Origin of the sequence: Gordonia asplenii (assembly GCF_012933505.1) — a bacterium.
Classification (GTDB): domain Bacteria; phylum Actinomycetota; class Actinomycetes; order Mycobacteriales; family Mycobacteriaceae; genus Gordonia; species Gordonia asplenii.
Genome location: NZ_JABBNB010000026.1, coordinates 80,979 through 105,360, shown reverse-complemented (window position 1 = coordinate 105,360; position 24,382 = coordinate 80,979). Strand labels below are relative to the sequence as shown.

Annotated in this window: 15 protein-coding genes and 2 tRNA genes; 6 read left to right on the top strand and 11 right to left on the bottom strand. The window is 66.6% G+C overall.

Annotated elements, in window-relative coordinates; all coding sequences use genetic code 11:
- Positions 1–1,105 precede the first annotated feature (1,105 nt).
- Positions 1,106–2,623, top strand: coding sequence for a glucose-6-phosphate dehydrogenase (gene zwf / locus HH308_RS21370; protein WP_170196270.1), 1,518 nt, complete (start codon positions 1,106–1,108; stop codon positions 2,621–2,623).
- A gap of 9 nt (positions 2,624–2,632) precedes the next feature.
- Here the strand turns inward: zwf and HH308_RS21365 are convergent.
- Positions 2,633–2,706 (bottom strand) — tRNA-Cys (locus HH308_RS21365).
- A gap of 81 nt (positions 2,707–2,787) precedes the next feature.
- Complete coding sequence (locus HH308_RS21360) at positions 2,788–3,177, bottom strand: DUF4189 domain-containing protein (protein WP_170196269.1); 390 nt, start codon at positions 3,175–3,177, stop codon at positions 2,788–2,790.
- A gap of 87 nt (positions 3,178–3,264) precedes the next feature.
- Between HH308_RS21360 and HH308_RS21355 the strand changes: the two genes are divergently transcribed.
- Together HH308_RS21355 and HH308_RS21350 are read left to right on the top strand one after the other, a co-directional pair.
- On the top strand, positions 3,265–4,071 hold the full coding sequence (locus HH308_RS21355; protein ID WP_170196268.1) for an IclR family transcriptional regulator: 807 nt from the start codon (positions 3,265–3,267) through the stop codon (positions 4,069–4,071).
- A gap of 45 nt (positions 4,072–4,116) precedes the next feature.
- Positions 4,117–4,392: a hypothetical protein gene (locus HH308_RS21350; protein ID WP_170196267.1), complete on the top strand. Its 276-nt coding sequence runs from the start codon at positions 4,117–4,119 to the stop codon at positions 4,390–4,392.
- Here HH308_RS21350 and HH308_RS21345 read toward each other — a convergent pair.
- From HH308_RS21345 to HH308_RS21335, 3 genes are all read right to left on the bottom strand, one after another.
- A complete protein-coding gene (locus HH308_RS21345) occupies positions 4,386–5,903 on the bottom strand; it encodes a glycoside hydrolase family 183 protein (protein WP_170196266.1) in 1,518 nt (505 codons plus the stop codon). The two genes, HH308_RS21350 and HH308_RS21345, sit on opposite strands and share 7 nt — an antisense overlap.
- An 81-nt stretch (positions 5,904–5,984) precedes the next feature.
- The gene (locus HH308_RS21340) at positions 5,985–7,127 is read right to left on the bottom strand and encodes an acyl-CoA dehydrogenase family protein (RefSeq protein WP_170196265.1); all 1,143 of its coding nucleotides are present in this window, start codon (positions 7,125–7,127) and stop codon (positions 5,985–5,987) included.
- A 108-nt stretch (positions 7,128–7,235) separates the two neighbouring features.
- Positions 7,236–8,447 (bottom strand): L,D-transpeptidase, encoded by a 1,212-nt coding sequence (locus HH308_RS21335; protein WP_170196264.1) that lies wholly within the window; start codon positions 8,445–8,447, stop codon positions 7,236–7,238.
- 164 nt (positions 8,448–8,611) lie between these two features.
- On the opposite strand from HH308_RS21335, the gene HH308_RS21330 reads away from it, so the two are divergent.
- Complete coding sequence (locus HH308_RS21330; RefSeq protein WP_312870777.1) at positions 8,612–10,282, top strand: amidohydrolase; 1,671 nt, start codon at positions 8,612–8,614, stop codon at positions 10,280–10,282.
- A gap of 4 nt (positions 10,283–10,286) precedes the next feature.
- On the opposite strand, the gene HH308_RS21325 is transcribed toward HH308_RS21330, so the two are convergent.
- From HH308_RS21325 to HH308_RS21310, 4 genes are all read right to left on the bottom strand, one after another.
- The gene (locus HH308_RS21325; protein ID WP_170196263.1) at positions 10,287–11,354 is read right to left on the bottom strand and encodes an SLC13 family permease; all 1,068 of its coding nucleotides are present in this window, start codon (positions 11,352–11,354) and stop codon (positions 10,287–10,289) included.
- Between the two features lie 68 nt (positions 11,355–11,422).
- A tRNA-Lys gene (locus HH308_RS21320) sits at positions 11,423–11,495 on the bottom strand.
- Between the two features lie 156 nt (positions 11,496–11,651).
- Positions 11,652–12,848 (bottom strand): L,D-transpeptidase, encoded by a 1,197-nt coding sequence (locus HH308_RS21315; protein WP_170196262.1) that lies wholly within the window; start codon positions 12,846–12,848, stop codon positions 11,652–11,654.
- Positions 12,845–13,066, bottom strand: a complete 222-nt coding sequence (locus HH308_RS21310) for a DUF3618 domain-containing protein (RefSeq protein WP_170196261.1) — start codon at positions 13,064–13,066, stop codon at positions 12,845–12,847. The genes HH308_RS21315 and HH308_RS21310 overlap by 4 nt, the downstream gene beginning before the upstream one ends.
- 176 nt (positions 13,067–13,242) lie before the next feature.
- Between HH308_RS21310 and bcp the strand changes: the two genes are divergently transcribed.
- The gene (gene bcp / locus HH308_RS21305) at positions 13,243–13,716 is read left to right on the top strand and encodes a thioredoxin-dependent thiol peroxidase (RefSeq protein ID WP_170196260.1); all 474 of its coding nucleotides are present in this window, start codon (positions 13,243–13,245) and stop codon (positions 13,714–13,716) included.
- Between the two features lie 16 nt (positions 13,717–13,732).
- Positions 13,733–14,356 (top strand): TetR/AcrR family transcriptional regulator, encoded by a 624-nt coding sequence (locus tag HH308_RS21300; protein WP_170196259.1) that lies wholly within the window; start codon positions 13,733–13,735, stop codon positions 14,354–14,356.
- A 21-nt stretch (positions 14,357–14,377) separates the two neighbouring features.
- Here the strand turns inward: HH308_RS21300 and acpS are convergent, their stop codons facing one another.
- Together acpS and HH308_RS21290 are read right to left on the bottom strand one after the other, a co-directional pair.
- A complete protein-coding gene (gene acpS / locus HH308_RS21295; RefSeq protein WP_170196258.1) occupies positions 14,378–14,782 on the bottom strand; it encodes a holo-ACP synthase AcpS in 405 nt (134 codons plus the stop codon).
- Positions 14,779–24,030, bottom strand: coding sequence for a type I polyketide synthase (locus HH308_RS21290; RefSeq protein WP_170196257.1), 9,252 nt, complete (start codon positions 24,028–24,030; stop codon positions 14,779–14,781). The genes acpS and HH308_RS21290 overlap by 4 nt, the downstream gene beginning before the upstream one ends.
- Positions 24,031–24,382: the final 352 nt, after the last annotated feature.

The following is a 24,382-nucleotide window of genomic DNA, read 5'->3' as shown; positions in this document are numbered from 1 at the left end:
TCTCGTATAGCTCCGTCAATCGCTCGACCTACTCGATGGACACTAGTTCGAGCTGGCGGTCAATGATGTCGAGGAGCGCTGTGGCGTCTTTGTGATCGGTGATGTTTGTTCTCGCGCTGCACCTGGACCGCCGCTATGTCGCGGCGCTCGTTGACGTGATCGAACTCCGCACCGTCAGCCGACCCACAGTCCCCGCACAAGCATCGCGATCGACCCTGCCCGGCCGAACAGGCCCACGTAGTCGCCTTGTAAAAGTGCTCCTTAGATCAACTAATGAGCCTGCGTATTTAGTGAGACGCAGGACCCTTCCTTTATACAATGCGAACTCGTACAGTAGCACATACACTACGTCGTCCCAGAAAGGAGACGGAAGACATATTTCACCTGTCTCGATCTAACTCTGAAGACCTATCAGAAAGAAGGGCGACCGTGTCATATCCAACCATCTCCTATAGAATTGGTCACTACGCCAAAAAGGGTACGGCGCAACTGACAATCGGGGTGATCCTCACGTTAGTTTCCGTTCAATTTGTCAATGCCCCGATCGCATCTGCCCATGCAAGATGCGATGGCCAGAGGCACACCCACTGGCACTGGACCACCAGTCAATACGAGTACTGGAAGAGCGACGGCTTTTCAGCAAGAGTCCACGTACGCTGGGGCAAAGACTACTACTGGGCATACGCATCCGACCAGTTCGGCGATTCACATGCCAATAGATGCTACTGGTAAAGAAGTTACTCTCAGCAACGATACTTGCGGAGACAGTGATGGTTCCCCCACCTGGCCAGGCTCAGAGGACGTCCCACCGGTCACTGACTCATTCCTTCGCGCCGCGTATCTCGTCAACACCTGCGGTCAGAATGGCCGTTGGCCAGCCGCTGGCGGTGAATCCGCCCCAGGTCCTCGTCGGCGCCCCCTGGTTTGACGCCGTCGGCTGTGATGCTCTCGAATGCCCCGATCATTGACATTGCTCTCCTCAGCTGACCCGCGGCGTACGGTCCACAGGCACTTCTATCCAGTCACGCGCCCCGATCCCCACATTGACCCTTCCGGATTTTCGCTGAATCGGGCGCGCGCGGCGTCGGAGTGACACGATGGCAGCGTGACTTCGACACAGCGTGCGAGCGACGACTACTCCGAACCGCAAACCATCGCCTATCCGAGCCCGGCGGCTCACCGCCACGGTCCGGAGGTGCACGGCGAGCCGCACGTCGTCGTGCTGTTCGGCGCCACCGGCGACCTCGCGCGACGGAAGTTATTGTGCGGCCTGGGGCATCTCGCCGTGTTGAAGCTGACCGCGGACATCAGAGTGGTCGGGACGAGCCTTGACGACATGACCGACGACCAGTTCCGCGAATTCGCCAGAGAATCGATCGCGACTGTCGGGGCGCGGAAGATGACCGACGCCGAGTGGGCCGAGTTCGCGCCCATGTTGCATTTCGTCCCGACGTCGGCCGGCCCAGAGGCGCTGGCGGCAAAGGTCGCCGAATGCGAAGCCGAGCTACCCGGGACACCGCGTCGACTTCACTACCTGAGCGTCCCGCCCAAAGCGGCGAGCGCCGTCATCGACATGCTCGTCGAGGCCGACCTCATCGAACGGTCGCGAGTGGTGATGGAGAAGCCGTTCGGCGTCGACTTGGAGTCGGCGATCGCCCTCAACGCGGAGCTCCATAAGACGTTCAAGGAAAGTCAGATCTTCCGCATCGACCATTTCCTCGGGAAGGAGGCCGCGCAGAATATTCTCGCCTTCCGGTTCGCGAACGGACTCTTCGAGCCGATCTGGAACCGGAATTTCATCGACCACATTCAGATCGACATTCCCGAGGAATTGGGACTCGACGCGCGCGCGGCATTCTACGAGCCAACCGGAGCCTACAAGGACATGGTGGTCACGCACCTGTTCCAGGTGATGGCATTCGTGGCGATGGAACCGCCCACAGCCCTTGAGCCGCGAGCGATTTCGGAGGAGAAGAACAAGGTCTTCCGGTCGCTGGAACCGATCGATCCGAGCGACGTCGTGCGTGGCCAGTACGCGGGATATCGCAAAGAAACCGGTGTAGATCCCGAGTCCGATACCGAGACGTTCATCGCTCTGCGCGCACACATCGACAATTGGCGGTGGGCTGGCGTTCCTTTCTATCTGCGCACCGGAAAACGAATGGCAGAGGGCGAGCGCATCATTTCCATCGCCTTCAAAGAAGCACCGAAATCGATGTTCCCATCCGGATCCGGCATCGGCGCGCAGGGACCGGATCACTTGACCTTCGACCTCGCCGACGAATCGCGGGTCTCGCTGTCTTTCTACGGCAAACGGCCGGGTCCAGGTATGCGGCTGGACAAGCTATCGATGCAGTTCTCGACCCAGGAGACCGATCGCGCCGACGACGTGCTCGAAGCCTACGAACGTCTGATCCTCGATGCCATGAACGGCGACCACACCCTGTTCAACACCGCCGAGGGCATCGAATCGCTGTGGGAGCGGTCGATCCCGCTGCTCGATGATCCGCCGCTGGTCAAACCCTATGCACCGGGATCGTGGGGGCCGAATCAGATTCACCAGCTGATCGCGCCGCATGCGTGGCGGTTGCCGTTCGAGCGGAGTTGGCGCAGCCACGAATAGCGGCCATCCTGGAGCGAGTGACGGGATTCGAACCCGTGTAAACGGTTTTGCAGACCGGTGCCTGACCACTCAGCCACACCCGCATCGGTGCATACAGCTTCGCGGATGCGGCTGACCCAACCAAGGTTTGCGATCAGGAGTGTGGGAAACCCGACGGCTGGGAACTATGTGTGCTCGCGACCGTCGGAGCACGCGGTGATCAACGTGTGTCCGGCGAAGATGCTCAACTTCGCGCGATTGTTGGCGACGTCCATGTTCGGATCACGCGCGATTCCCATGTCGCCGCGGAAGTTGTTGGCAAGCGAGGCACACGTGTTCTTACCGCCGGTCACGACGACGCAGGTACGCGCACCCTTGTTCTCGCAATAGGTGATCGCGTGTTGACGCGAGATCTGTTCACTCGTCCATCCGGCCTCATAACCCCAATAGCGGGTCGTCGACGAGTAGGCGATGGCCACCCACCGGTCGACGTCGGCATGCGCTGGAACGACGACGTTGGCGGTGATCGCCGCCGTCACCGCGACGAAGAGCGTTGCGACGCGGATTCGAGACATGGCGTACTCCTCTGCCGTCGGTGCAATGAATGGTCACGCTACGCGGCGTCTGTCACAATCGACTAGAGCACCGTTTCAGTCACTGAAATGGCCGTTGGGCTGCGCGAATGGAGTCCCGAAGTGACCGGAGTCCCCAGCGTCGACGACCATACGATGCTGGGCCGTGCGATGGCCATCGTCGACGCCATCGCCGACCACGGATGCGGCCTCCCGCTCACCGACCTCGCTGCGGTCACCGGGCTTCCCAAGCCGACGACGCTCCGTATCGCGAACTCCCTCGTCGAACGAAACATATTGACACGCAACGCTTTCGGCTACGCACTTGGCCCATCGCTGGTGGGCCTGGGCGAGACGGCCGCACTCCAACGACGCTTCGAGCGCTACCGCCCGATCCTCGACGAACTCCAGCGCAGACACGGCGGAGTAGCGTGGCTGACGGCCGGACCGTCGATCGTGCGAGTCCATCCGATCGCCGTCGTCTGTGCGCCGCGGCTGCTGCCTCTGGCGCATTCGGCATGGCCGGCATCGGACAGTCCCGAGATGCTGGCCAACACCGCCGGCGGCCACCTGGCCCTCGCCCAACGGCCCGACCTGATCGACCAGGTCGTCGCCCGTGGCGGGCTGCGGCGTCGAACACCCACCTCACTGCGCGACGCTCGTGAGTTGGCCGCGGCCGTCGCGCGAGTCCAACGCGACGGCTTCGCCGTCGAATCCGAGCAGTGCGTGCCCGGCTGGAGTTGTGCGGCGGCCGTCCTGCCGAGCATCGAGGGCACCGCAGCGGTCGTCGGAATCACCGTCGACGCCGAGCACAATCCGCGCGATATTCTACGGGCACTAGGACGGGCGTTCGAGGCCATCGTCGACGACGCGGTTCCGTCACGTCATTCGGGGTGAATGACACCCCCACCACGACGCCGCTGGGCGCGCTACGGTGGGCGCATGTCACTCAAGACTCGGGGAACTCTGCTGCTCGTCGCCGCGTGCACGACGATCGGGGCATCGACAGCAGTCATCACGGCCACTCCCGTCCAGGCCGCGCCATTCGTTCAGCCGGTCGCCGCGCAACCCAGCGTCGGCGATCCATGTATCGGAGCCGAAATCGGCCGTCGTACAACCGATCCCGAAGGCCGAAACATCGTGTGCGACAACTACCGGTGGGCGATCGACGTCGGGCAGCGCCCCCGACACCCGTGGGTGGACGACCAGACTCAGTAGTCGACTCTGGCGCGCATCAGCGACACGTTGTAGTCGGTCCACGTCGACATCGTGAAGTACAGATCGCTGCCGGTCGACCACGGGTGAATGAATCCCCCGTAGAGCTGCGGGTAGCGACCCGAGTCCACCATCGGTGCCGCGTCGGACCACACACCCTGCGGTGACGTCGATGTGCGCAGGACGATCGCGCCGCGCAGTGAGTCCAGATAACTCAGCTCCCAGCGCTTAGCCTTGTCGTCGTAGTGCACCGACAACTCACCCGTCGGCCCGGCGAAGAGCACCGAAGCGACGTTGCCATCACGTGCGGGAATCCATCGGCCGTCGTGCCAGTACTGGTAGGCGGTCTTGTTGAGCACCTGGTTCGCGGGCACCCGGGCCAGACCGATCGAACCGAGCCGCGAGTTGGGCGTGCCGAACATGTAGACGTAGTCGCCCTGCGGGACCATGCTCGACACCTGAAACTGCGAGACCCCGAAGATGTTGTCCCAGCGGGCATACGGGTCACGGGTCCAGGTGGAGCCGGCATCGTCGGAGTACGCCAGCCCGCCGTAGTTGGTGAGCCACACGCCGGGGATCGGACCCCAGGTCCGCACCGACATATACGTCATGTACTGGCGTTTGCCGATCGCGAAACCCGACGTCGGGATGGTGGTCATCTCGTAGTAGTTCACGTGGCGTGAACTGAGCACCTGCACGGCATGACAGCGACTGTCCTGCACCATGGTGTCGATGGCCAGCCCCTTGGACAGATCCTTGGCCTTCGTCGAGGAGAAGCCCAGGATGTTGCTGCGCCAGTCGCCGCCGTTGGCGCCCGGCGGTGTGAAGCCCTTGCCGAACGTGTCCCCGAAGGCGATGGCGACCTGCCCGGGCTTGGACTGCCACATGATGCCGAGGTCGGTGCCCTTGACCTGCCAACGCTTGTCGGTGCGGCTCGTCGACCCCTGGCCCGTCACGGTCGAGACCCAACGGACTGCGCCGATACGCGGAGTCGCGGGCTTGGCGGTCAGCGGTGCGGCGTCGACGCCGGGGCGTACGGCGGTAGGCGGTGGCGGCGTGGCCGGTGGATTCGGGTTCGGTACGACGATGGGGATGGTGATCGGTTTCAGATCGAACCCGACCTTGGGAAACGCGATCGACAGACTTCCGTTGCCCCCCGCATTCGACTGCTGCGGCTTGGGTGGATCGGTGAGATCCGGGCAGGGGTCGTGGCAGATGTTCTTCGGCGCCGCCTCGCTCTTGATCCGGGTGATCTTCTCTTCGGGTGCGGGTTCGGGGACCGGCACGATCCGCGGGTACGGCAGCGGGATCCCGATACGATCGGGCAGCTTGGGCAGTAGGTCCTGCGGTCCGATCGGCCTGGGTTTCGGTTTGGCGGGGACGTCGTTGATACATCCCGAACTGGGAAGATAGTTCGCGGGGAGCGCCCGTGCGGCTCCCATCGGAGTGATCGTCGAACCGATGACCGCTGCCGCTACCGCCGACACGCCGAGCAGCCCAGCACGCAAACGCATTCGACGATTCCCTTCGTCCAGGCCGGTGGCGTCACACGCGGCACACCCGCATCAACCTACCATCGACCTGGACGTCTCGGGCTACAGCGACCGGGCGATGATCTCTTTCATGATTTCGTTGGTACCCGCGTAAATCTTCTGCACGCGGTTGTCCGCCCACATCCGCGCGATCGGGTACTCGTTCATGTAGCCGTATCCGCCGAAGAGCTGCAGACACTCGTCGGCGACGGCCATCGCACGGTCGCTGACCCACCATTTGGCCATGGCGACCGTCGGGATGTCGAGTTCGCCCTTGAGGTGCTTGGCGATGCAGTCGTCGACGAAGACCCGCGCGATCTTGGTCTCGGTCGCGGCCTCGGCGAGCTTGAACTTGGTGTTCTGGAAACCGAAGATGGGGCGGCCGAAGGCGGTGCGCTCCTTGGTATAGGCGAGGGTCAGCTCGACGGCCGACTCCATGCCCGCAACCGAGGTCACGGCGATGATCAGTCGCTCCTGCGGCAGCTGCTGCATCAGCTGGATGAAGCCCAAGCCCTCTTGCTCCCCGAGGAGATTCGACGTCGGGACCCGCACGCCGTCGAAGAACAGCTCCGAGGTGTCCTGTCCGCGCTGCCCGATCTTGTCGAGAACGCGGCCGCGCCGGAAGCCCTCCCGATCCGCCTCGACGAGGATGAGCGAGATTCCCTTGGCGCCCTCGGAGACGTCGGTCTTGGCGACGACGATGATCAGATCGGCCTGCTGGCCGTTGGTGATGAAGGTCTTGGAACCGTCGATGACGTAGTCGTCGCCGTCGCGGATGGCCTTGGTCTTGACGTTCTGCAGGTCGGAGCCGGTGCCCGGCTCGGTCATCGCGATGGCCCCGACGACCTCGCCCGACGCCATCTTCGGCAGCCACTTCGTCTTCTGCTCTTCCGAACCGTAGGCGAGCAGATAGTGCGCGACGATCCCGTTGTGCAGGGTGACACCCCACGACGAGTCCGCGACGCGGGCCTGTTCCTCCATCAGAACGGCCTCATGGGCGAACGTCCCGCCACCGCCGCCGTACTCCTCCGGAATCGACATGCACAGCAGGCCGACCTCGCCCGCCTTATTCCACAGGTCACGATCGACGTGGTGCTGCTCGCGGAATTTCTCGCTGTAGGGAGCGAGCTCCTTCTCGCAGAAGGCACGCGCCATCTTGCGGAGATCGGTGAGGTCTTCTGTCTCCCACGGGGATACCACAGCCATGTCTACTTCAACACTTTCGTCCGACGGTTGTTGACGTCGACGATCGTATCAGTGATCAATGACAAGGTTACCGCTCGGTCAGATTCGTCCCGGATGTCCGGACGCGGGCTACGCGTTGCCCTTCGACCACACCGCCCACGGCACGTTCCAGTCGCCCAGACCGTCGGTACCGGACAGCTTGGGGCCGACCGTGTTACGCACCTCGACCGGATCACCGCGCAGCGTGTAGTTCATCACCCACTGCGCGTTGTCGGGGCTCAGGTTCAGGCAACCGTGGCTCGTGTTGGTGTTGCCCTGCGCCCAGACCGACCACGGCGCCGAGTGGAAATAGATGCCGCTGTAAGACATCTGCGTGGCGAAGTCGACCGGCGTGCGATACCCGGCGGGCGAATTGACCGGCACACCGTAGGTCGACGAGTCCATGACGAGCATCGAGTGCTTGTCGCCGACGATGTAGGTGCCGTTGTCGGTCGGCGTCGAATCCTTGCCCATCGACGTCGGCATCGTGCGGACCACCTTGCCGTCCTTGAAGAAGGTGACCTGCTTGGTGCGGTCGTCGGCCTTGATCACGACCGACCGGCCGATCTTGAACGACGTCCGGACGTTCTCCTGCCCGAACAGGCCGTTGCCGAGGTCGAGGCCGTAGGTGTTGACCGCTACGTTCACCTTGGTACCGGTCTTCCAGTACCCCTGCGGGCGCCACCGGACCTCCTGGTCGCTGATCCAGTAGAAAGCGCCGTCGACCGCGGGCTCGGTGACGATCTTGATGGCCGCCTGGGCGGTCTTCTTGTTCTTGATCGGTTCGTCGAACTTCACCGCGACCGGCTGTGCGATACCGACCGTCTCACCGTTGTGCGGCATCAGGTAGGCCTGCGTGAGATTCTGCGGGGCGCGGGTGGTGAACGACACCTTGCTCATGCTCTCGCCGCCGACGCCCGCGGCCTTCGCGTTGAGGGTGTAGCGCTTGTTGTAGCCGAACGGCTCGGTGCTGGTCCAGGTGAAGCCGTCCTCGCTCAGATTTCCCTTGAGCGCCGAACCGTCCGACTTGTCGATGGACACCGACGTGAGGGCTCCACCGGTCGACGACACCTTGATCGGCGCACCGGGCTGAATCCCGATCGCATTGTCGACCAGCGGCTTGTCCGCCCATTCGGTCACCGCGAGGGTCGGCTTGAGCAGATCGTCGAAGCGGGCCGAACTGCCGACCTGGTCGCTGTAGGTCGGCGCCTTGCTGCACGACGACACCGTGCCCACCAGCCCGACTACTGCGACGGCGCTGACGACCGGCACCAACCGACGACGCAATCCGACACGACTCATGGTGATTCTCCTGCTCCTAACCCACGTGGCGCGATACCCGATGTGATGGAATCGCGTGAACGGCGCGGGGAATGTGCACCCGCGCACAAAGTTAATGTCATAGTAAAGGAACTGCGCGTCGTCGCGCACGTTTTGGCACCTTTGTACCAATTACCCCCTCGCTCATGCCACTGCTTGGAGGCGCGATGCCCGACGATCCGGATCTCATCTTCCACGGCGGCGACGTCGTGACCGTCGACGCCGACGACTCCGTCGCCGCTGCACTGGCGGTGCGGGCCGGGCGCATCGTCGCGGTCGGCAGCGCCGAGGACGTACTCGCCCTGCGGGGCCCGGATACCACCGTCGTCGATCTGGCCGGTCGCGCGTTGCTGCCGGCGTTCGTCGAGGCGCACAGTCATCCGACGCAGATCGCCGAAGCGCTCGGCCCACCCGCCGTCGATGTACGGCCCTTCGTCGTACCGACCGGTGCGGGCGTCTTCGACAAGCTCGCCGACGCCGTGCGTGCCACTCCCGCGGGCACGCAGATCCTGCTCTACGGCGTCGACGCCGTGCTGCAGCCCGATCTGCGGCTGCCGACTCGAACCGAGTTGGACGCCCTCGCGCCGGACAACCCGGTGATCCTGGTATCCAACAGCGGGCACGCCGCTTATGCGAACACCGCGTCATTCGAGCTGGCGGGTATCACCCGTGACACACCCGACCCCGCAGGCTCGACCTTCGTGCGCGGGGCCGACGGCGAACTCACCGGCGAGGCACTGGAGACCGGTGCGTTGACGCTGTTGGCGACACCGTTCATCCGCGACGTCGCCGCACCGCGTGCCTACGAGAACCTGCACTGGGCATTCGCCCAGCTCGCGGCGGCGGGCATCGCCACGGCGTCGGAGCATTCCTACAACAAGGTGTCGCAGGCGCATCTCTACACTCGCGCCGCCGCCGAGCCCGACGTCAAGCTGCGTATCCGCGCTTACGAGATCGGCACGCCCGACGTCGCCGCCGACCCCCATCATCGAGCACCCGACCGCGCGCCCGGTGCCAACGAACTGTTCGCGCAGATCGGGATGAAGTTGTGGGCCGACGGTTCGCCCTGGCAGGGCAACATCTTCACCTCATTCCCGTACCTCGACACCGAGGCGACCCGGCGGATGGGGCTGCAACCGCATCATCACGGCGGAATGAACTACACCGGTGAACAGATCACCGCGCTGGCGACGGCGTTCATCGCGCAGGGCTGGCAGTTGTCGTGCCATGTCCACGGCGACAAGGCGATCGACGTCGTGCTCGATGCGTACGAAGCCGCGCGTGCGCCGGCGTCGAGCCGCTCGCGCCTCGAACACGTGGGCGCGATGACGCCCGCTCAGTTCGACCGCGCCGCGGCCATGGGTATGAGTCCGAGCATGTTCATCGAACACGTCTATTTCTGGGGTGATGCGCTGATCGACGAACTCTTCGGGCCCGAGCACGGCGCACACTGGATGTCGGCCCGCACCGCGCTCGACGCGGGACTGCGAATCTCGTTTCACAATGACGGCAACGTGGTGCCGCCGGACCCCATCGGCAACATCGCGACCGCGGTGACTCGCACCGCCAAGGGCAGCGGCCGTGTCCTGGCACCCGAGGAACGCATCACCGTCGCCCAGGCGATCCGGGCGCAGACCATCGACGCTGCGTGGCAGCTGCACCTCGACGCCGACGTCGGGAGCCTGGAAGTCGGCAAGTCGGCCGATCTGGTGATTCTGTCGGCGAATCCGCATGACGTCGACGTCGACGACATTCGGCGGATCAGCGTCGAAGCGACGTACCTGGCTGGGCGACAGACGTACGGAGCTGATGCTTAGGCGCTCAGGCGAACGCCCACAGCGCGGCGACCGCGGCGACGACCGCGGGTGCTCCGACGGCGATCCCCTGCCACGCGATCCGCCCCGCCGAGACGACCAGGTCCTCCCGCGCACACCGCTGTCTCCACAGCACGGTTGCGAGGGACCCCCACACCGTGACGATCGGCCCGACGTTGACTCCGATCAGCAGCGCCATCAACCGTACCGGCGAATCGGTCGCCGTCGCCTCGAGTGCGAGGTAGGCGGGCAGATTGTTCACCGCATTCGACGCCGCCGCGCCCAACCCGGCCAGGCGAAGCAGCGCGCCGAGGCTCTCGCCCGCGCCCGCCGCCGAGGCAAGCCAGACCCCGGCGCCGGAGACGACCACCTTCATCACCGCCAACAGCACCGCGACGACGATCGCCATCTGCCACGGGACCGTGATCCGACGCACCTGGTCGCGGTCGCGTATCCACAGCGCGGCGAGCAGGATCGCCGCCGCGATCGCGGCGGGGATCGCCGGGGTGAGTCCCGACGCGAACGCCGGCACGAGCAGGGCACACACTCCGACAGCGATCCAGAACAGGACCCGGTCGGCGGGCTCGGGATCGTCGTCGGGCACCGGGTAGCGGCCCCGCAGCCCGCGCCGATAGAGCAGCGCGGCGACGCCGACCGTGACCACCACCGCGGCTACCGCGGGACGCCACGACACCGACAGGTAGCTCGCGTCGCCGATATGGTGCAGCGCAAGCAGATTCGACAGGTTCGACACCGGCAGCAGCAGCGACGCCGTGTTGGCCAGCCACACCGTGACCATCACGAACGGCAGCGGTGACACCTTCGTCTGCCGAGTCATCGCGATCACGACGGGTGTGAGGAGCACAGCGGTCGTGTCGAGGCTCAAGACGATCGTCGACGCCGTCGCAAGCGCGACGACGAGCAGCCACAGACCGACGACCCGACCTCGCCCGATCTTCGACGCCCGGTGTGCGGCGGCGTCGAACACGCCGGCGTACGCGGTCACTTCGGCGACGACGGTGATCGCGAGCAAGAAGACGAGCACCGGACCGACTTGATCGACGAACGCTTTCACAGACCATCCCCACTCGACGTGAGCGAAAAATCCCCGCCACCGAAATTCGGTGACGGGGACCTTCTCTGTGCGCCATCAGGGACTCGAACCCCGAACCCGCTGATTAAGAGTCAGCTGCTCTGCCAATTGAGCTAATGGCGCTTGTTCTTCGTGCCTGGAGAACATTAACAGGTGGTGACCCCGAATGTGAAATCGACTGGTCAGGACCATGTTTCGGCGGTTGCGCACACGCATGAAAGCCGACGACCGCGTCTGCACGAAGCAGACGCGGCCGTCGTCGAGCGTGAACGCGAATGACTACGCGTTGCCCTTCTTCCAGACCGCCCACGGCACATTCCAGTCGCCGAGGCCGTCGTCGCCGGGCAGCGTCGGGCCGACGGTGCCGGCCACCTCGACGACGTCGCCACGCAGCGAGTGGTTCATGAACCACTGCGCATTGTCGGGGCTGACATTGAGGCAACCGTTGCTGACGTCGTCGACACCCTGATCGCCGAGCGACCACGGCGCCGAGTGCACGTAGATACCGCTGAACGAGATGCGGCTGGCGTAGTAGACGACTTCCTTGTACCCACCGGGCGAGTTGACCGGCACACCGTAGGTCGACGAGTCCATGACCACGCTGGGCACCCGCTCGGCGACCATGTAGATGCCGGTGTTGGTGGGCGTGGAGTCCTTACCCATCGACGTCGGCATGGTGCGCACGACCTTGTTGTTGACCCACACCTTGATGATCTTCGACTTGTCGTCGACGGTGGAAACCATCCGGCGGCCGACGGTGAAGTTCGTGTTCAGGTTGTTCTGGCCGAAGGTTCCGTCGCCGAGGTCGATGCCCTTGGTGCGCACCGCGACGCTGACCTTGGTGCCGGGCGTGAAGAAGTGCTCCGGACGCCAGCGGACCATCGAGTCGTTGATCCAGTAGAACGCGCCCTCGACCGGCGGGTTGGTGGTCACCTTGATGGCGTTCTGCGCATTGCGCTTGTTGGCCACCGGGGCGTCGAAGTTGATCGACACGGTCTGGCCCACGCCGACGGTCTCGCCGTCGTCGGTGACCGACGTCGCCGCGGCGAAGTTCTGCGCCGAGCTGGTGCTGAAGCTGATCTTGCGAGCATTCTCACCGTTGACGCCGCGCGCGGCCGCGGTCAGCGTGTACTTCGCGCCGTAGTCCAGCGCGCTGGAGCTGACCCAGCTCGCGCCGTCGTCGGAGACCTTGCCCTTGACGGCACCGTCGGGCCCGACGACCGATACCTGCGAGATGTCGCCGTTGTGCGCCTTGACGGTGATCGGCGCGCCCGGCATCACCCCGACCGCGGAATCGGGTAGCGGCTTGTCCTGCCAACCGGTGACGTCGAGCTCAGGTTGAGAGAACGTATTGAACGAACCGACCGCGTCGACGGCGTCGGAGTACGACGGCGACTTGGTGCACGACGACAAGGACACCACGGTGATCGCGGCGAACGTGACGGCCAGCAGGCCTTGAATGGAGCGTTTGGTCACTTCAGAACTTTCCGGACCACGAGGGCGACGACCAGCACACCGGCGCCCGCGATCCCAAACTTGACTACCGGCTGGTTCAGCGTGACCAGCACCTTTGCTTTTGCGTCGTCGGCGAGCCGCTGCGGGTTGGCCCGCTCGGCCAGCGCGTCGAGCGTGTTGGCCAGATCTTCGCGCGCCCGCGCGATGTCCTGTTCAATGCGTTCAGTTTCCCCGCCCACAGACGGCCTCCTCAATACAGAAGAAAGCCGGGGCCAGCCGGTGCTGCCCCGTGCAAATAGTTTCAACCTCTCAATGTTACAGGCACTTCAACGCGCGAGAACGCCGTAGAGTTCCCGACTCGGCGTCGCGACCTGTCCGAACTTCTCCGATGGTCACATCGGATAGCCTTGGGCACATGGCTGCCAATCACCGTTTGAGCGTCGGCGACGCCGCTCCCGCATTCACTCTCCCCGACGCCGAGGGCAATTCGGTGTCTTTGTCGGATTTCGCCGGCCGCAAGGTGATCGTCTACTTCTATCCGGCGGCGTCGACGCCGGGCTGCACCAAGCAGGCGTGTGATTTTCGCGACAATCTCGGCGAGCTGAACGGTGAGGGCATCGACGTCGTCGGCATCTCCCCGGACAAGCCCGCGAAGCTTGCCAAATTCGTCGAGAACGAAGAGCTTACCTTCCCGTTGCTGTCCGACCCGGACAAGCAGGTGCTGACCGCGTGGGGCGCATTCGGCGAGAAGACGATGTACGGCAAGACGGTGACCGGCGTGATCCGTTCGACGTTCCTGGTCGACGAGAACGGTGTCATCGAGGCGGCCATGTACAACGTTCGTGCCACCGGCCACGTCGCGAAGTTGCGCCGCGACCTCAAGATCTAGAAGTCCCGCTGTCGCGATGCCCTCCCCCACCGGCCCGCTGGTACCGCGCAAGCGGCCGACGCAAGAGCGCAGTCGACGCAAGTTCGACGCGATGCTCAACGAAGCCCGCAACCTGCTCATCGAGGTCGGGTTCGAGTCGTTGACCTGCGAGGAGATCGCGTCACGTGCCGAGGTGCCGATCGGCACGCTCTATCAGTACTTCGCCAACAAGTATGTTATCGTCTGCGAACTCGACCGCATCGACACCGTCTCGGTGAGCAACGAGCTGTCGGAGTTCGCGTCGGCGATCCCGTCGCTGGAGTGGCCGAACCTGTTGGAGAAGTTCCTCGACCACCTCGCCGCGCTGTGGCACCGCGACCCGTCGCGGCGCGCGGTGTGGCTGGCCGTGCAGTCGACGCCGGCGACCCGCGCCACGGCGACGCAGAACGAGAAGATCCTCGCCAAGCAGGTCGAGCGACTCCTCGCGCCTCTGACGCCCGCGCAACGGGAACGGCGCTCGATGATGTCGCAGGTGCTGGTGCACACCGCGTATTCGCTGCTGAGCTTCTCCGTCCAAGACGGCCACGACCACGAGGCGACCGTGCAGGAACTCAAGCGGATGCTCGGCGGCTATCTCCTGCTCGAGGGACCGCTGTCTTAAGCACAGCGGTCCCTGCGACGGCTAGTCGGCGGCCGGTGCCTCTTCGATCAGCGCGACCGCGGCGGCCGTGTCGCCGTCATGGGTCAGCGAGATGTGAACCTGGGTTCCGGCGAGGTACTCCGCGATCTCACCGGTGAGCCGGATGCCGGGGCGGCCCCAGTGATCGGTCACCACCTCGATGTCGCTGTGCCGGATGATCGGCAGTAGCGGCGACCGGGAGAACCGACTCACCGACCACGCCTTCACCACGGCCTCCTTGGCGGCCCACCGGGCCGCCAGGTGACGGGCATCGCTGCCCGTCCCCTGCTTCGCGTCGCGACGCTCACCGACGGTGAACCGCTCCGCGAATGTCGTACCTGCCTTGCGCAATTGCTCGTCGAATTCGGGGATCGACACGATATCGATCCCCAGTCCCAGAATGCTCACTCCGCAGTACCTACCAGGTAAGTACCCTGCGCGTCCAGACGGGCGGCCTCATCGAGCAGCAGCTTGGTCTCCTGGCCGGCCTCGCTCGACGATTCGTCGAAACGACGGTTCGGCGGACGATGGTAGGCCGGAGCGCCACCGCACATGGCTTCCAGCATCCGCTGGTTGCCGTCGCGCAGCCGCTCCGCTCGACGCGCGCGGTACGCGTCGCGTTCGGACTCGTCGAGCGACGCGATGAACGCCTCCGGGTGCACGATCGCGATCAGACCCGACACGTGACCGAAGCCCAGGCTGGTCAGCAGGCCCGCCTTGAGCGGGAACTGTCCGGCCATCCGCAGCGTCTGCCGCGGCCACACCAGGTGGCTGAACTTCTCCATGGCGTCGTCGATGCAGTCCAGACTGCGGTTGGGCGGAATCACTCCGTCGCGCAGCACCTGGCACAGACCGATCAGCTGGAAGGCGGCGGCGCCGCCCTTGGCGTGTCCGGTCAACGACTTCTGCGACACCACGAACAGCGGTGCGCCGTCGTTGCGGCCGATCGCCGACGCCAGCTCCTCGTGCAGCTTGGCCTCGTTGGGATCGTTCGCGCGGGTCGAGGTGTCGTGCTTGCTGACTACCGCGACGTCGTCGGCGCTCACGCCGAGCCGGTTGAGCGAGGTCGCCAGCGGCGAGCGGAGTCCGCCGCGAGCCGCGCCGAGCGCACCCAGGCCGGGGGCCGGGATCGAGGTGTGCACGCCGTCGCCGAAGCTCTGGGCGTGTGCCACCACACCGAGGACGGGCAGACCCATCTGCGCTGCTACGTCGCCGCGAGCGAGCAGGATCGTGCCACCGCCGTTGGACTCGACGAACCCGCCGCGTCGACGGTCGTTGGCCCGCGAGAAGCGGCGATCGTCGATGCCGCGTGCGGACATCTTTGCCGAGTCGGCGGTCGCCGACATGTCGCCGAATCCGACGATGCCTTCGATACCCAGGTCGTCGAAGCCGCCGGCCACCGCGAACAGCGCCTTGCCCAGCTTGATCTTGTCGACGCCCTCCTCAACCGAGACGGCAGCCGTCGCGCAGGCGGCGACCGGGTGGATCATCGCGCCGTAGGAGCCGATGTAGGACTGCACGACGTGCGCGGCGACGACGTTGGGCAGCGCCTCCTGCAGGATGTCGTTCGCCTTCGCCTCACCGAGCAGGGTGTCGAGGTACAGCGAGCGCATCGACTGCATGCCGCCCATACCGGTGCCCTGCGTGTTGGCGACCAGACCCGGGTGCACCCAGCGCATCAACTCGTCCGGCGAGAAGCCCGACGACAGGAAGGCGTCGACGGTCGCGACCAGGTTCCACAGCGCGACCCGGTCGACCGATTCGGCCATGTCCGCCGAGACGCCCCAGCGGGTGGGGTCGAATCCGGTCGGGATCTGCCCGCCGACGGTGCGGCTCAAGGCCATCCGACGCGGCACCCGGATCTCGGTGCCGGCCAGGCGGGTGACCTGCCAGTCACCGGTGTCGGCGTTCGGCTCGACCTTGGTGCGTCCCGGGTCGGCCGACGCAAAGGCGCGAGCCTCGGCTTCGGTGGCGACGGCGAACGACAGATCCTCGTCGAGGAACACCGAGGTGAGCAGCGGCGAGCTGTTGTCGATCATTTCGCCGTCGTCGTCGTAGCGCCGGATGCCGCACCGCGCGACGACGTCGTCGTGGTAGCGATCGGCGATGTCCGACTCGGCGACCGGGTCACCGGACTCGACGTCGTACCAGCCCGGCTTGGGAGTGGCCTCCCAAGTGATCAGGCCGGTGTTCCACGCGAGCTCCAAAACACCTGCCGCCGAAAGCTTTTCGTCGACCTCCATCTCGAAGCGGGTGCGCGCCGAACCGTACGGTCCGAGCTCTCCGGCGCCGACGACGACCACCAGGTCCTCGGGCGCCGCAGTGATCTCCGGCCAGCTGACCGGTGCTTCCTGCGGTGCGCGGGCGGGTGCGGGCAGTGCGGCGATGAGCGCTTCGACGGCCTTCTCGATCTCAGCCGTGTCGTCGTCTGCAGCCTCGGCGGCCGCGGCGGCGAGTGCCTTGAGGTCGATCGACGGATCGAGTCCAGCGGTGAAATCGGCTTCGACCGGGCTCGTCTGCGCGGCGGCGCGCTGCTCCGGCGTGCACAGCGTCAACAGCTGTGCTGCCATCTCCTCGGTGGCCCAGGTCTTGACGCCGGCAGCCTCCACCGCCGCTACCATTCCGTCGTTGGCGCCCATCAGACCGGTGCCACGTACCCAACCGATCAGGGCATGCGCCAGCGTCGTCTTCGACTTCCAGGACTCCTCGGCCGACCAGCGGGTGACGACGGCATCGAGAGCTGCCTTCGACTCCGCATAGGCGCCGTCTCCGCCGAACATGCCGCGGTTGGGCGAGCCCGGCAGTACCACGTGCACGCGGGCGTCGATGTTGTGATCGGCGTGGACGTCGGCCAGGCCTGCGATCAGCCGCTCGACCGACCACAGCAGCACCTTCATCTCCAGCTCGGCGCGACCGCCGGCGTCGGTGAGATCACCGGCGACGCGCGGAGCGGCGAACGGGAACAGCAACGTCGGCTTCATCGCCGGCTTGACGACTCCCGTCGTGCTGCCGAGGTTTTCGGTCTGCTCGTTGCCGATCCACTCGACGAGGGCGTCGACGTCGGCGTAGGACGCCAGGTTGGCCGGGGCCACCCACAGTGCCGCACCCTTGCGGGCGTGGTCGCGGTAGAGCTCCTTATAGAAGTCCAGCCGCTCGGAGTTGAGCCGCGACGTCGTCGCGATGACGGTGGCACCACCAGCGAGCAGTTCGCCGACGACGCCTGCCGCGATCGACCCGGCGCTGGCACCGGTCACCACCGCGATGTCGTCGGACCAGACGCCTGAGTCCGGTTCTTCGGCCTCGTGAGCGATCGCACCGTAGGCACGCGCATGCACGGCGTTGCCGAGCGCGAGTGCCTTGCCCTGCCACCAGGTGGCGTGCTGGGCCACGGTGCGACCGGCACCGGCGAAACGCTTGGTCAGCGCTTCGAAGTCGGCGTCGACGTCGGACTGATCACGCAGCCACAGTCGGGCCAGGTCCTCGCGGGCCGTCGCCCAGCGGTCGTCGATGAGGACCGCGCGGGCCTCGTCGAACGACGGCGCGACGGTACGCGCCCAATCCGAGCCGAGTTCGGTGCTGACGCGCTCGGCGAGCACCGCGGCTTCGTCGTCGGCGTCGGCGAGCAGATCGACCGACGCGTCGTCGGCCAGGCCGAGCTTGGCGAGCACCGTGTAGGCGGCCGACGCCAGCGCGCCGTCCTTGCCGGTGATGGCCTCGGTGAACTCCGACAGTGCGGCGGCGTCGACGGTGGCGCCGCCACCGGCACCGCCCGCGCTCGGCTTCGCAACCGAAACACCATGTGCCGCACCGACACTGGTCACCGCACGGTCGATCAGCGCGTCGAGTGCGTCGACGTTGCCGACGGCTCCATCGAGCAGATTGCCCAGGTCGCCACCGCGGACGCTGGCACCTTCGCGGGTGCCGAGCGCGAGTGCGACGAGGGTGTGCAGACCCCAGCCGGCCTCCAGCTGCCACACGCCGGTGACACGCTCGGTGATGTAGGTCGGACGCTTGCCGACCGGTCCGAGGATCTTACGCATCTGATCGCCGACGGCGTCGGTCAGCACCGCGCCGAGCGGCCGGTAGCCGCGGGCCAGGGTCTCGACGGTCGACGCCAGGGCGTTCATGTCCGCTTCGGCGGCGCCGTCGATGGCGCCCAGGTTGAGCTCGGCGCCGACGTCGAGGAGCAACTGGTTGCGGCGTGAGGACACGCCGTCGCACAGGGCCTCGATGGTGTCGACGGCACCGATCTGGTCGGTGCGGATCTTGGTCCACAGCGCGATGACGGCGGTGACGGCGTCGGACGGACCGAAGCGCAGGTCGTCGGGGCGCGGTCCGGCTGCGGCGGCCGGCGCCGGTGCCGCGACGGCAGGAGCCGCAGCCGGAGCGGCCTCGGCCGCCGGTGCGTCGCCGGTGGCCTCCGGCTCGTCCTCGGGCTCGATGCCCTCGTCCTGAGCGAGCACGACGGCGCTGTCACGTTCGACGTTGAGCACCTCGGTCACCGCACTGCTGAACGCGTCGAGCTTCAGCGTGTTGGTGGCGATGCCCGACAGGGTCGGGGCGCTCTTCACGCCGATCTCGACGAAGCGCTGGATGGCCAGTCCGCCCTCTTCGGGCTCGGAGAACAGCAGGTCCTGCGTCTCGATCCAGCGGACCGGCGACGCGAACTGCCAGGCCAGCAGCTCGATGAGCACCACGCGGGTCAGCGCCGACGGCTGGGCGGCCCAGCTGTCGAAGTCGGCGAGAACCTCGTTGAGCGGCTCGGACGGAACCAGTTCGGCGATCTCGGTGACGAATTCGCGACTGAGGTTGAACAGGCGCGGCACCAGGTTGGGGATGTAATGGCCGATCAGGATGGCCGGATCCAGATCCGCGGGCAGCAGTTCGGCGAGACGCTCGCGGAAGGCGGGCACACCGTCGCGCAGCACGGTCGAGTGGAACGGCACGTCGATGCCGGGCACCAGGATGAAGGCACGCTTGCCGCCGAACTCGGCGACGCGGCGCACGATGTCGGATTCGAGGCGCTCCAGGCCCTTGACGGTGCCGGCGATGGCGTACTGCGAACCGCGCAGGTTGAGGTTGACCACCTCGAGGAATTCCCCGGCGTCCTCGCCGACCTGAGCGATGTAGGAGGCGACGTCGTCGTCGGCGAGGCCGAACTGCGACGGGCGGATGGCCGCCATGCGGTAGTCGCTGCGACCGTGCGCATCGCGTGGAACCAGGTGGTGCATCGCCGAGCCGCGCTGGAAGACGACCTCCAGTACGGCTTCGAGCGGCAGCACACCCGCGCATGCGGCGAGTGCGTTGTACTCACCGACGGAGTGGCCGCAGGTGATGGCACCCTCGACGAAGCCGCCGGCTTCCTTGAGCTCGGCGATCTGCGCGACGCCCAGCGTCGCCATCGCGACCTGGGTGAACTGCGTCAGATACAGCACGCCGTCGGGGTGGTGGTAGGTGGTGCCCCGCGCGACGAGCGTGGTGGGGTTGTCGCGGACCACGGCCAGAATCGAGAAGCCGAGGGCCTCGCGGGTGTGCGCGTCGGCACGGTCCCAGATCTCGCGGGCGGCCTTCGACCGCGACCGTGCGTCGAGCCCCATGCCCTTGGACTGGATGCCCTGGCCGGGGAAGGCGTACACGGTGCGCGGGGCGTCGAGCAGCGCGGTCGCGGCCATGACGAGGTTGTCGTCGACCTTGGCGGTCACCTCGACCACCTCGCGGCCGGCGTCGAGTCCCACGCGGTCGACGCGGATCGCGATCTCGTCGCCGGTGCGGACCATGCCGAGGAACCGGGCGGTCCAGCCGCGGATCGGGCGCGGCGCGGGGATCGGGTGCTTGGCGTCGGTCGCGGTCAGCACCTGCTGCGCGGCCGCCGACAGCCACATGCCGTGCACGATCGGGTCGCCGAGGCCGGCCAGCTTGGCGGCGTTGGCGTCGGTGTGGATCGGGTTGTGGTCGCCGGAGACGAAGGCGAAGCCGTTCATCTGGTGCGGCGCGGTGATCGTCGCGGCCCGCACCAGCTTGCGCTGAGCGGAACGCTCGTCGTCGACGGCGCCGCCCGCACGCTGCGGGTCGACCAGCTCGGCGGCGCCGAGACGGCCGCGGATGGCGAAGCGCTCGACGAACGAGGCAACCGTCGCGTCGCCGTCGGTGATGGCGACCTCGACCTCGATAACGCGCCCGACGTTGGCGTCGACGACCGACACCGCAGCCGCATCGACGGTCAATTGCGTTGCGGTAGAAGGAACGTCACCAGCGACGAGGACGGCATGGTCGAGGTGGACCAGATCCAGCAGGCCTTCGACGACCCGCGCGCCGTCAGCGGTGCGGGCGGCGCCGATCACGCTGAAGACACTCGGCCAGCATGCCCCGACGAGGGCGTCGGGCACGGCGAAGCCCAGCGACTGGGCCGGTGTGGTGGGACGCAGATTGGTCGGAAGGGTGTAGCCGGTGACCGACGCGTGGTCGGCGACGGTGTCCGGCGCCCACTCGATGACGGTCCGCGCGCTGACGCGGCCGTCGGCGGTGACCGTCTCGGCGAGCTGTCCGCCGGCGGCGACTCGCAGAATGTCGAGCATGGCGGTCCCGGCGTCGTCGATGTCGACGATCGGGCTGCCGCCGTCGAGCACCGAGGCCGGCACCTGGATGGGGATCCGCACCGACGACTTGGCGATGGGCACGACGAGGTCGAAGACTGTTGCGGCAGAGCCCAATTCACCGGAGACGGTGAGCACGGCGCCGGTGGCGGCGTGCTCGGCCCGCTGCGGGTCGACGACCTCCCAGGTGTTGCGGTCGCCGAGCAGGGCGATGGGGCTGGCGACGATCCGGCCCGACCAGCGCACGTCGTCGGCGGCCAGCAGCGCGGAGATCGCTCCCGCGCCGGACAGCTCGCTGCGACGACGCGAGTCGATCTCGAAAGGCAGCTCGCCCGCGGTGGCGAGGTCGGCGGCGACCTGCGCCTCGAAGCGGTTCAGCAGCTCGCCGACCGGCTCGTCGACGCGGGTGATGCCCGCGACGGCCACCGGGCCGGGGATGATGCACACGGCGTCGGCCGAGTAGCGCGGGTCGTGGGCCTGCCACAGCGAGTCGCTGCGCCACCAGCGGCGGACGTCCTTGTCGATGACCGGGACGAAGTTGACCGGCTTGCCGGGGGTCTTGCACTGGTCGAAGAAGAACGCGACGTCGGCGGGGTGCAGCACATCGACCTCGACGGCCGGGTACACGCTGACCAGCGCGTCGATCGCGGCGTGCGGGTCCTCGACGGTCGCGACGGTGGCGAACATCGTCGGGATCTCGCCGTTGTCGAGCTCGTTCATGCGAGCCTCGGTGCGCTGGAGCATCTCGACGAACCGCTGCTGCCAGGTGATGTCGGCCCACGGCAGTTGATCGCCCGACGCGTCGCCGACGGCCAGCGTCGCGTAGCGGTCGAGCCACTCGCGGTAGGTCATCGAGGCGACGTCGCCGAAGTACGGCTTGGCCGTGTCGGCCATGGCGGCGATGATCTCGTCGCGGCGCTCGGCGACGAGGTCGGCGTCACCGGCGACCTCGTCGAGCAGGCGGCCGCACTGCGACGCCGTGTTGTCGATCTCGTGGATGTCCGCGCCGAGCTGGCTGCGGCCAGACGCCATGCCCGCGGTCGCGTGACCGGCGCCGATCCACTCGTCGATGCCCGCGGTGTCGACGAGCAGCTGCTTGACCTCGGGGGTCGTGGTGGCTTCGAGCGTCGCCATGGCGGCGGTGCCGATCAGGATGCCGTCCAGCGGCATCGACGGGAAGTCGTGGCGCTGCGCCCAGGTGCCCAGGAGGTACTCGCTGGCGCGCTCGGGAGTGCCGATGCCGCCGCCGACGCAGATCACGACGTTGGGCCGCGCACGCAGCTCACCGTAGGTGGCCAGCAACAGGTCGTCGAGGTCTTCCCACGAGTGGTGACCACCCGCGCGGCCGCCCTCGATGTGCACGATGATCGGGTGGTGCGGCACCTCCGCGGCGATGCGGATGACGTCGCGGATCTGGCTGACGGTGCCCGGCTTGAACGCGACGTAGCGCAGACCGATCTCGGCCAGCTCGTCGACGAGCGCCACGGCGTCGTCGAGTTCGGGGATGCCTGCGGTGACGATCACTCCGTCGAGCGGGGCACCCTGGGTGCGTGCCTTCTGCACGATGCGGTTGCCGCCGAGCTGCAGCTTCCACAAGTAGGGGTCGAGGAAGAGCGAGTTGAACTGCACCTGACGGCCCGGCTCGAGCAACTCGGTGAGCTTGGCGACGTTGTCGGCGAAGATGGCCTCGGTGACCTGGCCGCCGCCGGCGAGCTCGGCCCAGTGGCCGGCGTTGGCCGCGGCCGCGACGATCGCCGGATCGACGGTGGTCGGGGTCATGCCGGCGAGCAGCATCGGCGAGCGGCCGGTGAGGCGGGTGAAGGCGGTGTCGACGACGGTGCGGCCGTCGGGCAGGGTGACCAGCTGCGGCGCGTACTGCGCCCACGGGCGCGGTACCTCGGGTACGCCGCCGGGGCTGAACAGGTTGCGCTGGCCGACGCGCAGTGCGGTGGCGACCAGGCCGATGCCCGCGCCGCGGACCAGCGGAACCGAGAGTCGGGTCACGACGTCGGCGGGGCCGAAGTCGAGGATCCACTTGGCGCCGTCGGCGACCACCTCGTCGATGGTCGAGACCCAGTCGACGTGGTCGACGAAGACGGACTTGGCGTGCCGGGCGGCCCACGCGGCGTCGAGGCCGCACTGTTCGGCCCAGGTGGCGACGAGGTCGACTGCTTCGACCATGGCCGGGTGGTGGAAGGCGATGGAGACGTCGAGCGGGTCGAAGTCGGGGGCGAACGGGCTGCCACCGGTGAGCTTGCGCTTGCGCTCGTCGGCTTCGGCGGCGGCGATCTGCTCGCACATGTCCTGCAATGCGGCGAGGTGACGCGGAGCACCGGCGACGACGACGGAGCGCCGGCCGTTGCGGATCGCGACGACGGGCAGCGTGACGTCGGAACCGTCGCGGGAGGCCGCGTACTCGGCGAGCGCGGCGTCGACGCGCGACGGCACGACGTTGGAGATCGACAGCATCGGCGAGCCGTCGGCCGAAACGTTCAGGCCGCGACGTGCGGCGACGATGGCGCCCGCAGCGCCGATGAGGTGCGCCAGGGCCAGCAGCGATCCGTCCCCGGCGGGGACCTCACCACCGTCGGAGCCCAGGGCGTCGACGGCCAGCACGCCCTGCGAATGTCCCACGATGCTGGTCGGCGGGTACGCGACGGTGTCGAGGCCCTGCTTGCGCAGCGCCGCGATGGCGGCGAGCTGGGTCAGCACGATGCCGGGGACCGACAGCGGAGCACTCGTCAGCGTGGCGTCGTTGGGGGTGGGCTCGCCCATGTCGAGGGCGTGCACCCAGGTCATCGGCGCGAAGCCGTCGGGCCGGGCGACCATGAGCGCTCCGGCGACCGGTTCCAGGAGGCGGGTGGCCGCGTCGATGACGCGGCTGAGACTGCGCTCGAGCTCGGCGTCGATGACCAGTTCGGCCAACGTCGGCAACCAGTTGACGCCCTGTCCGCCGAAGCTCACCGCGTACGGTTCACCCGCGGCGATACGGTCGATCAGTGAGGTCGGACGGTCTGCATGGGATGAGCGTGATGCATCTGTTCGAAACTGATCAACAGTCACGGAATCTCCTTACGAGGCGGTTGAGCATTGCGGTGGTCACGGGGACCGAACACATCTGTCCCACTCCAGGTGTGTGGAGCGGGATGGTTACTCGACGATGAGTCCGACTGACGTGCACGTGGGCTCAATGATGACACAGGAAAATGAGGAAACCCTCATGTTTTGGCGTTACCCACGGTTATACCGATGAGTAACCCGGCGGGTAACAAATGGATGTCAATGGCGGTTGATCGAGTCGCCCAGCATCGACGCTGTTGAGGCAACGTAAGGACGTTTACAGTGGTCACGGTCACAAGGCCACCTCGATCGTTACCAAATCGTGATCTATTTCCGGAGAGGTCGAGCGCCCGCT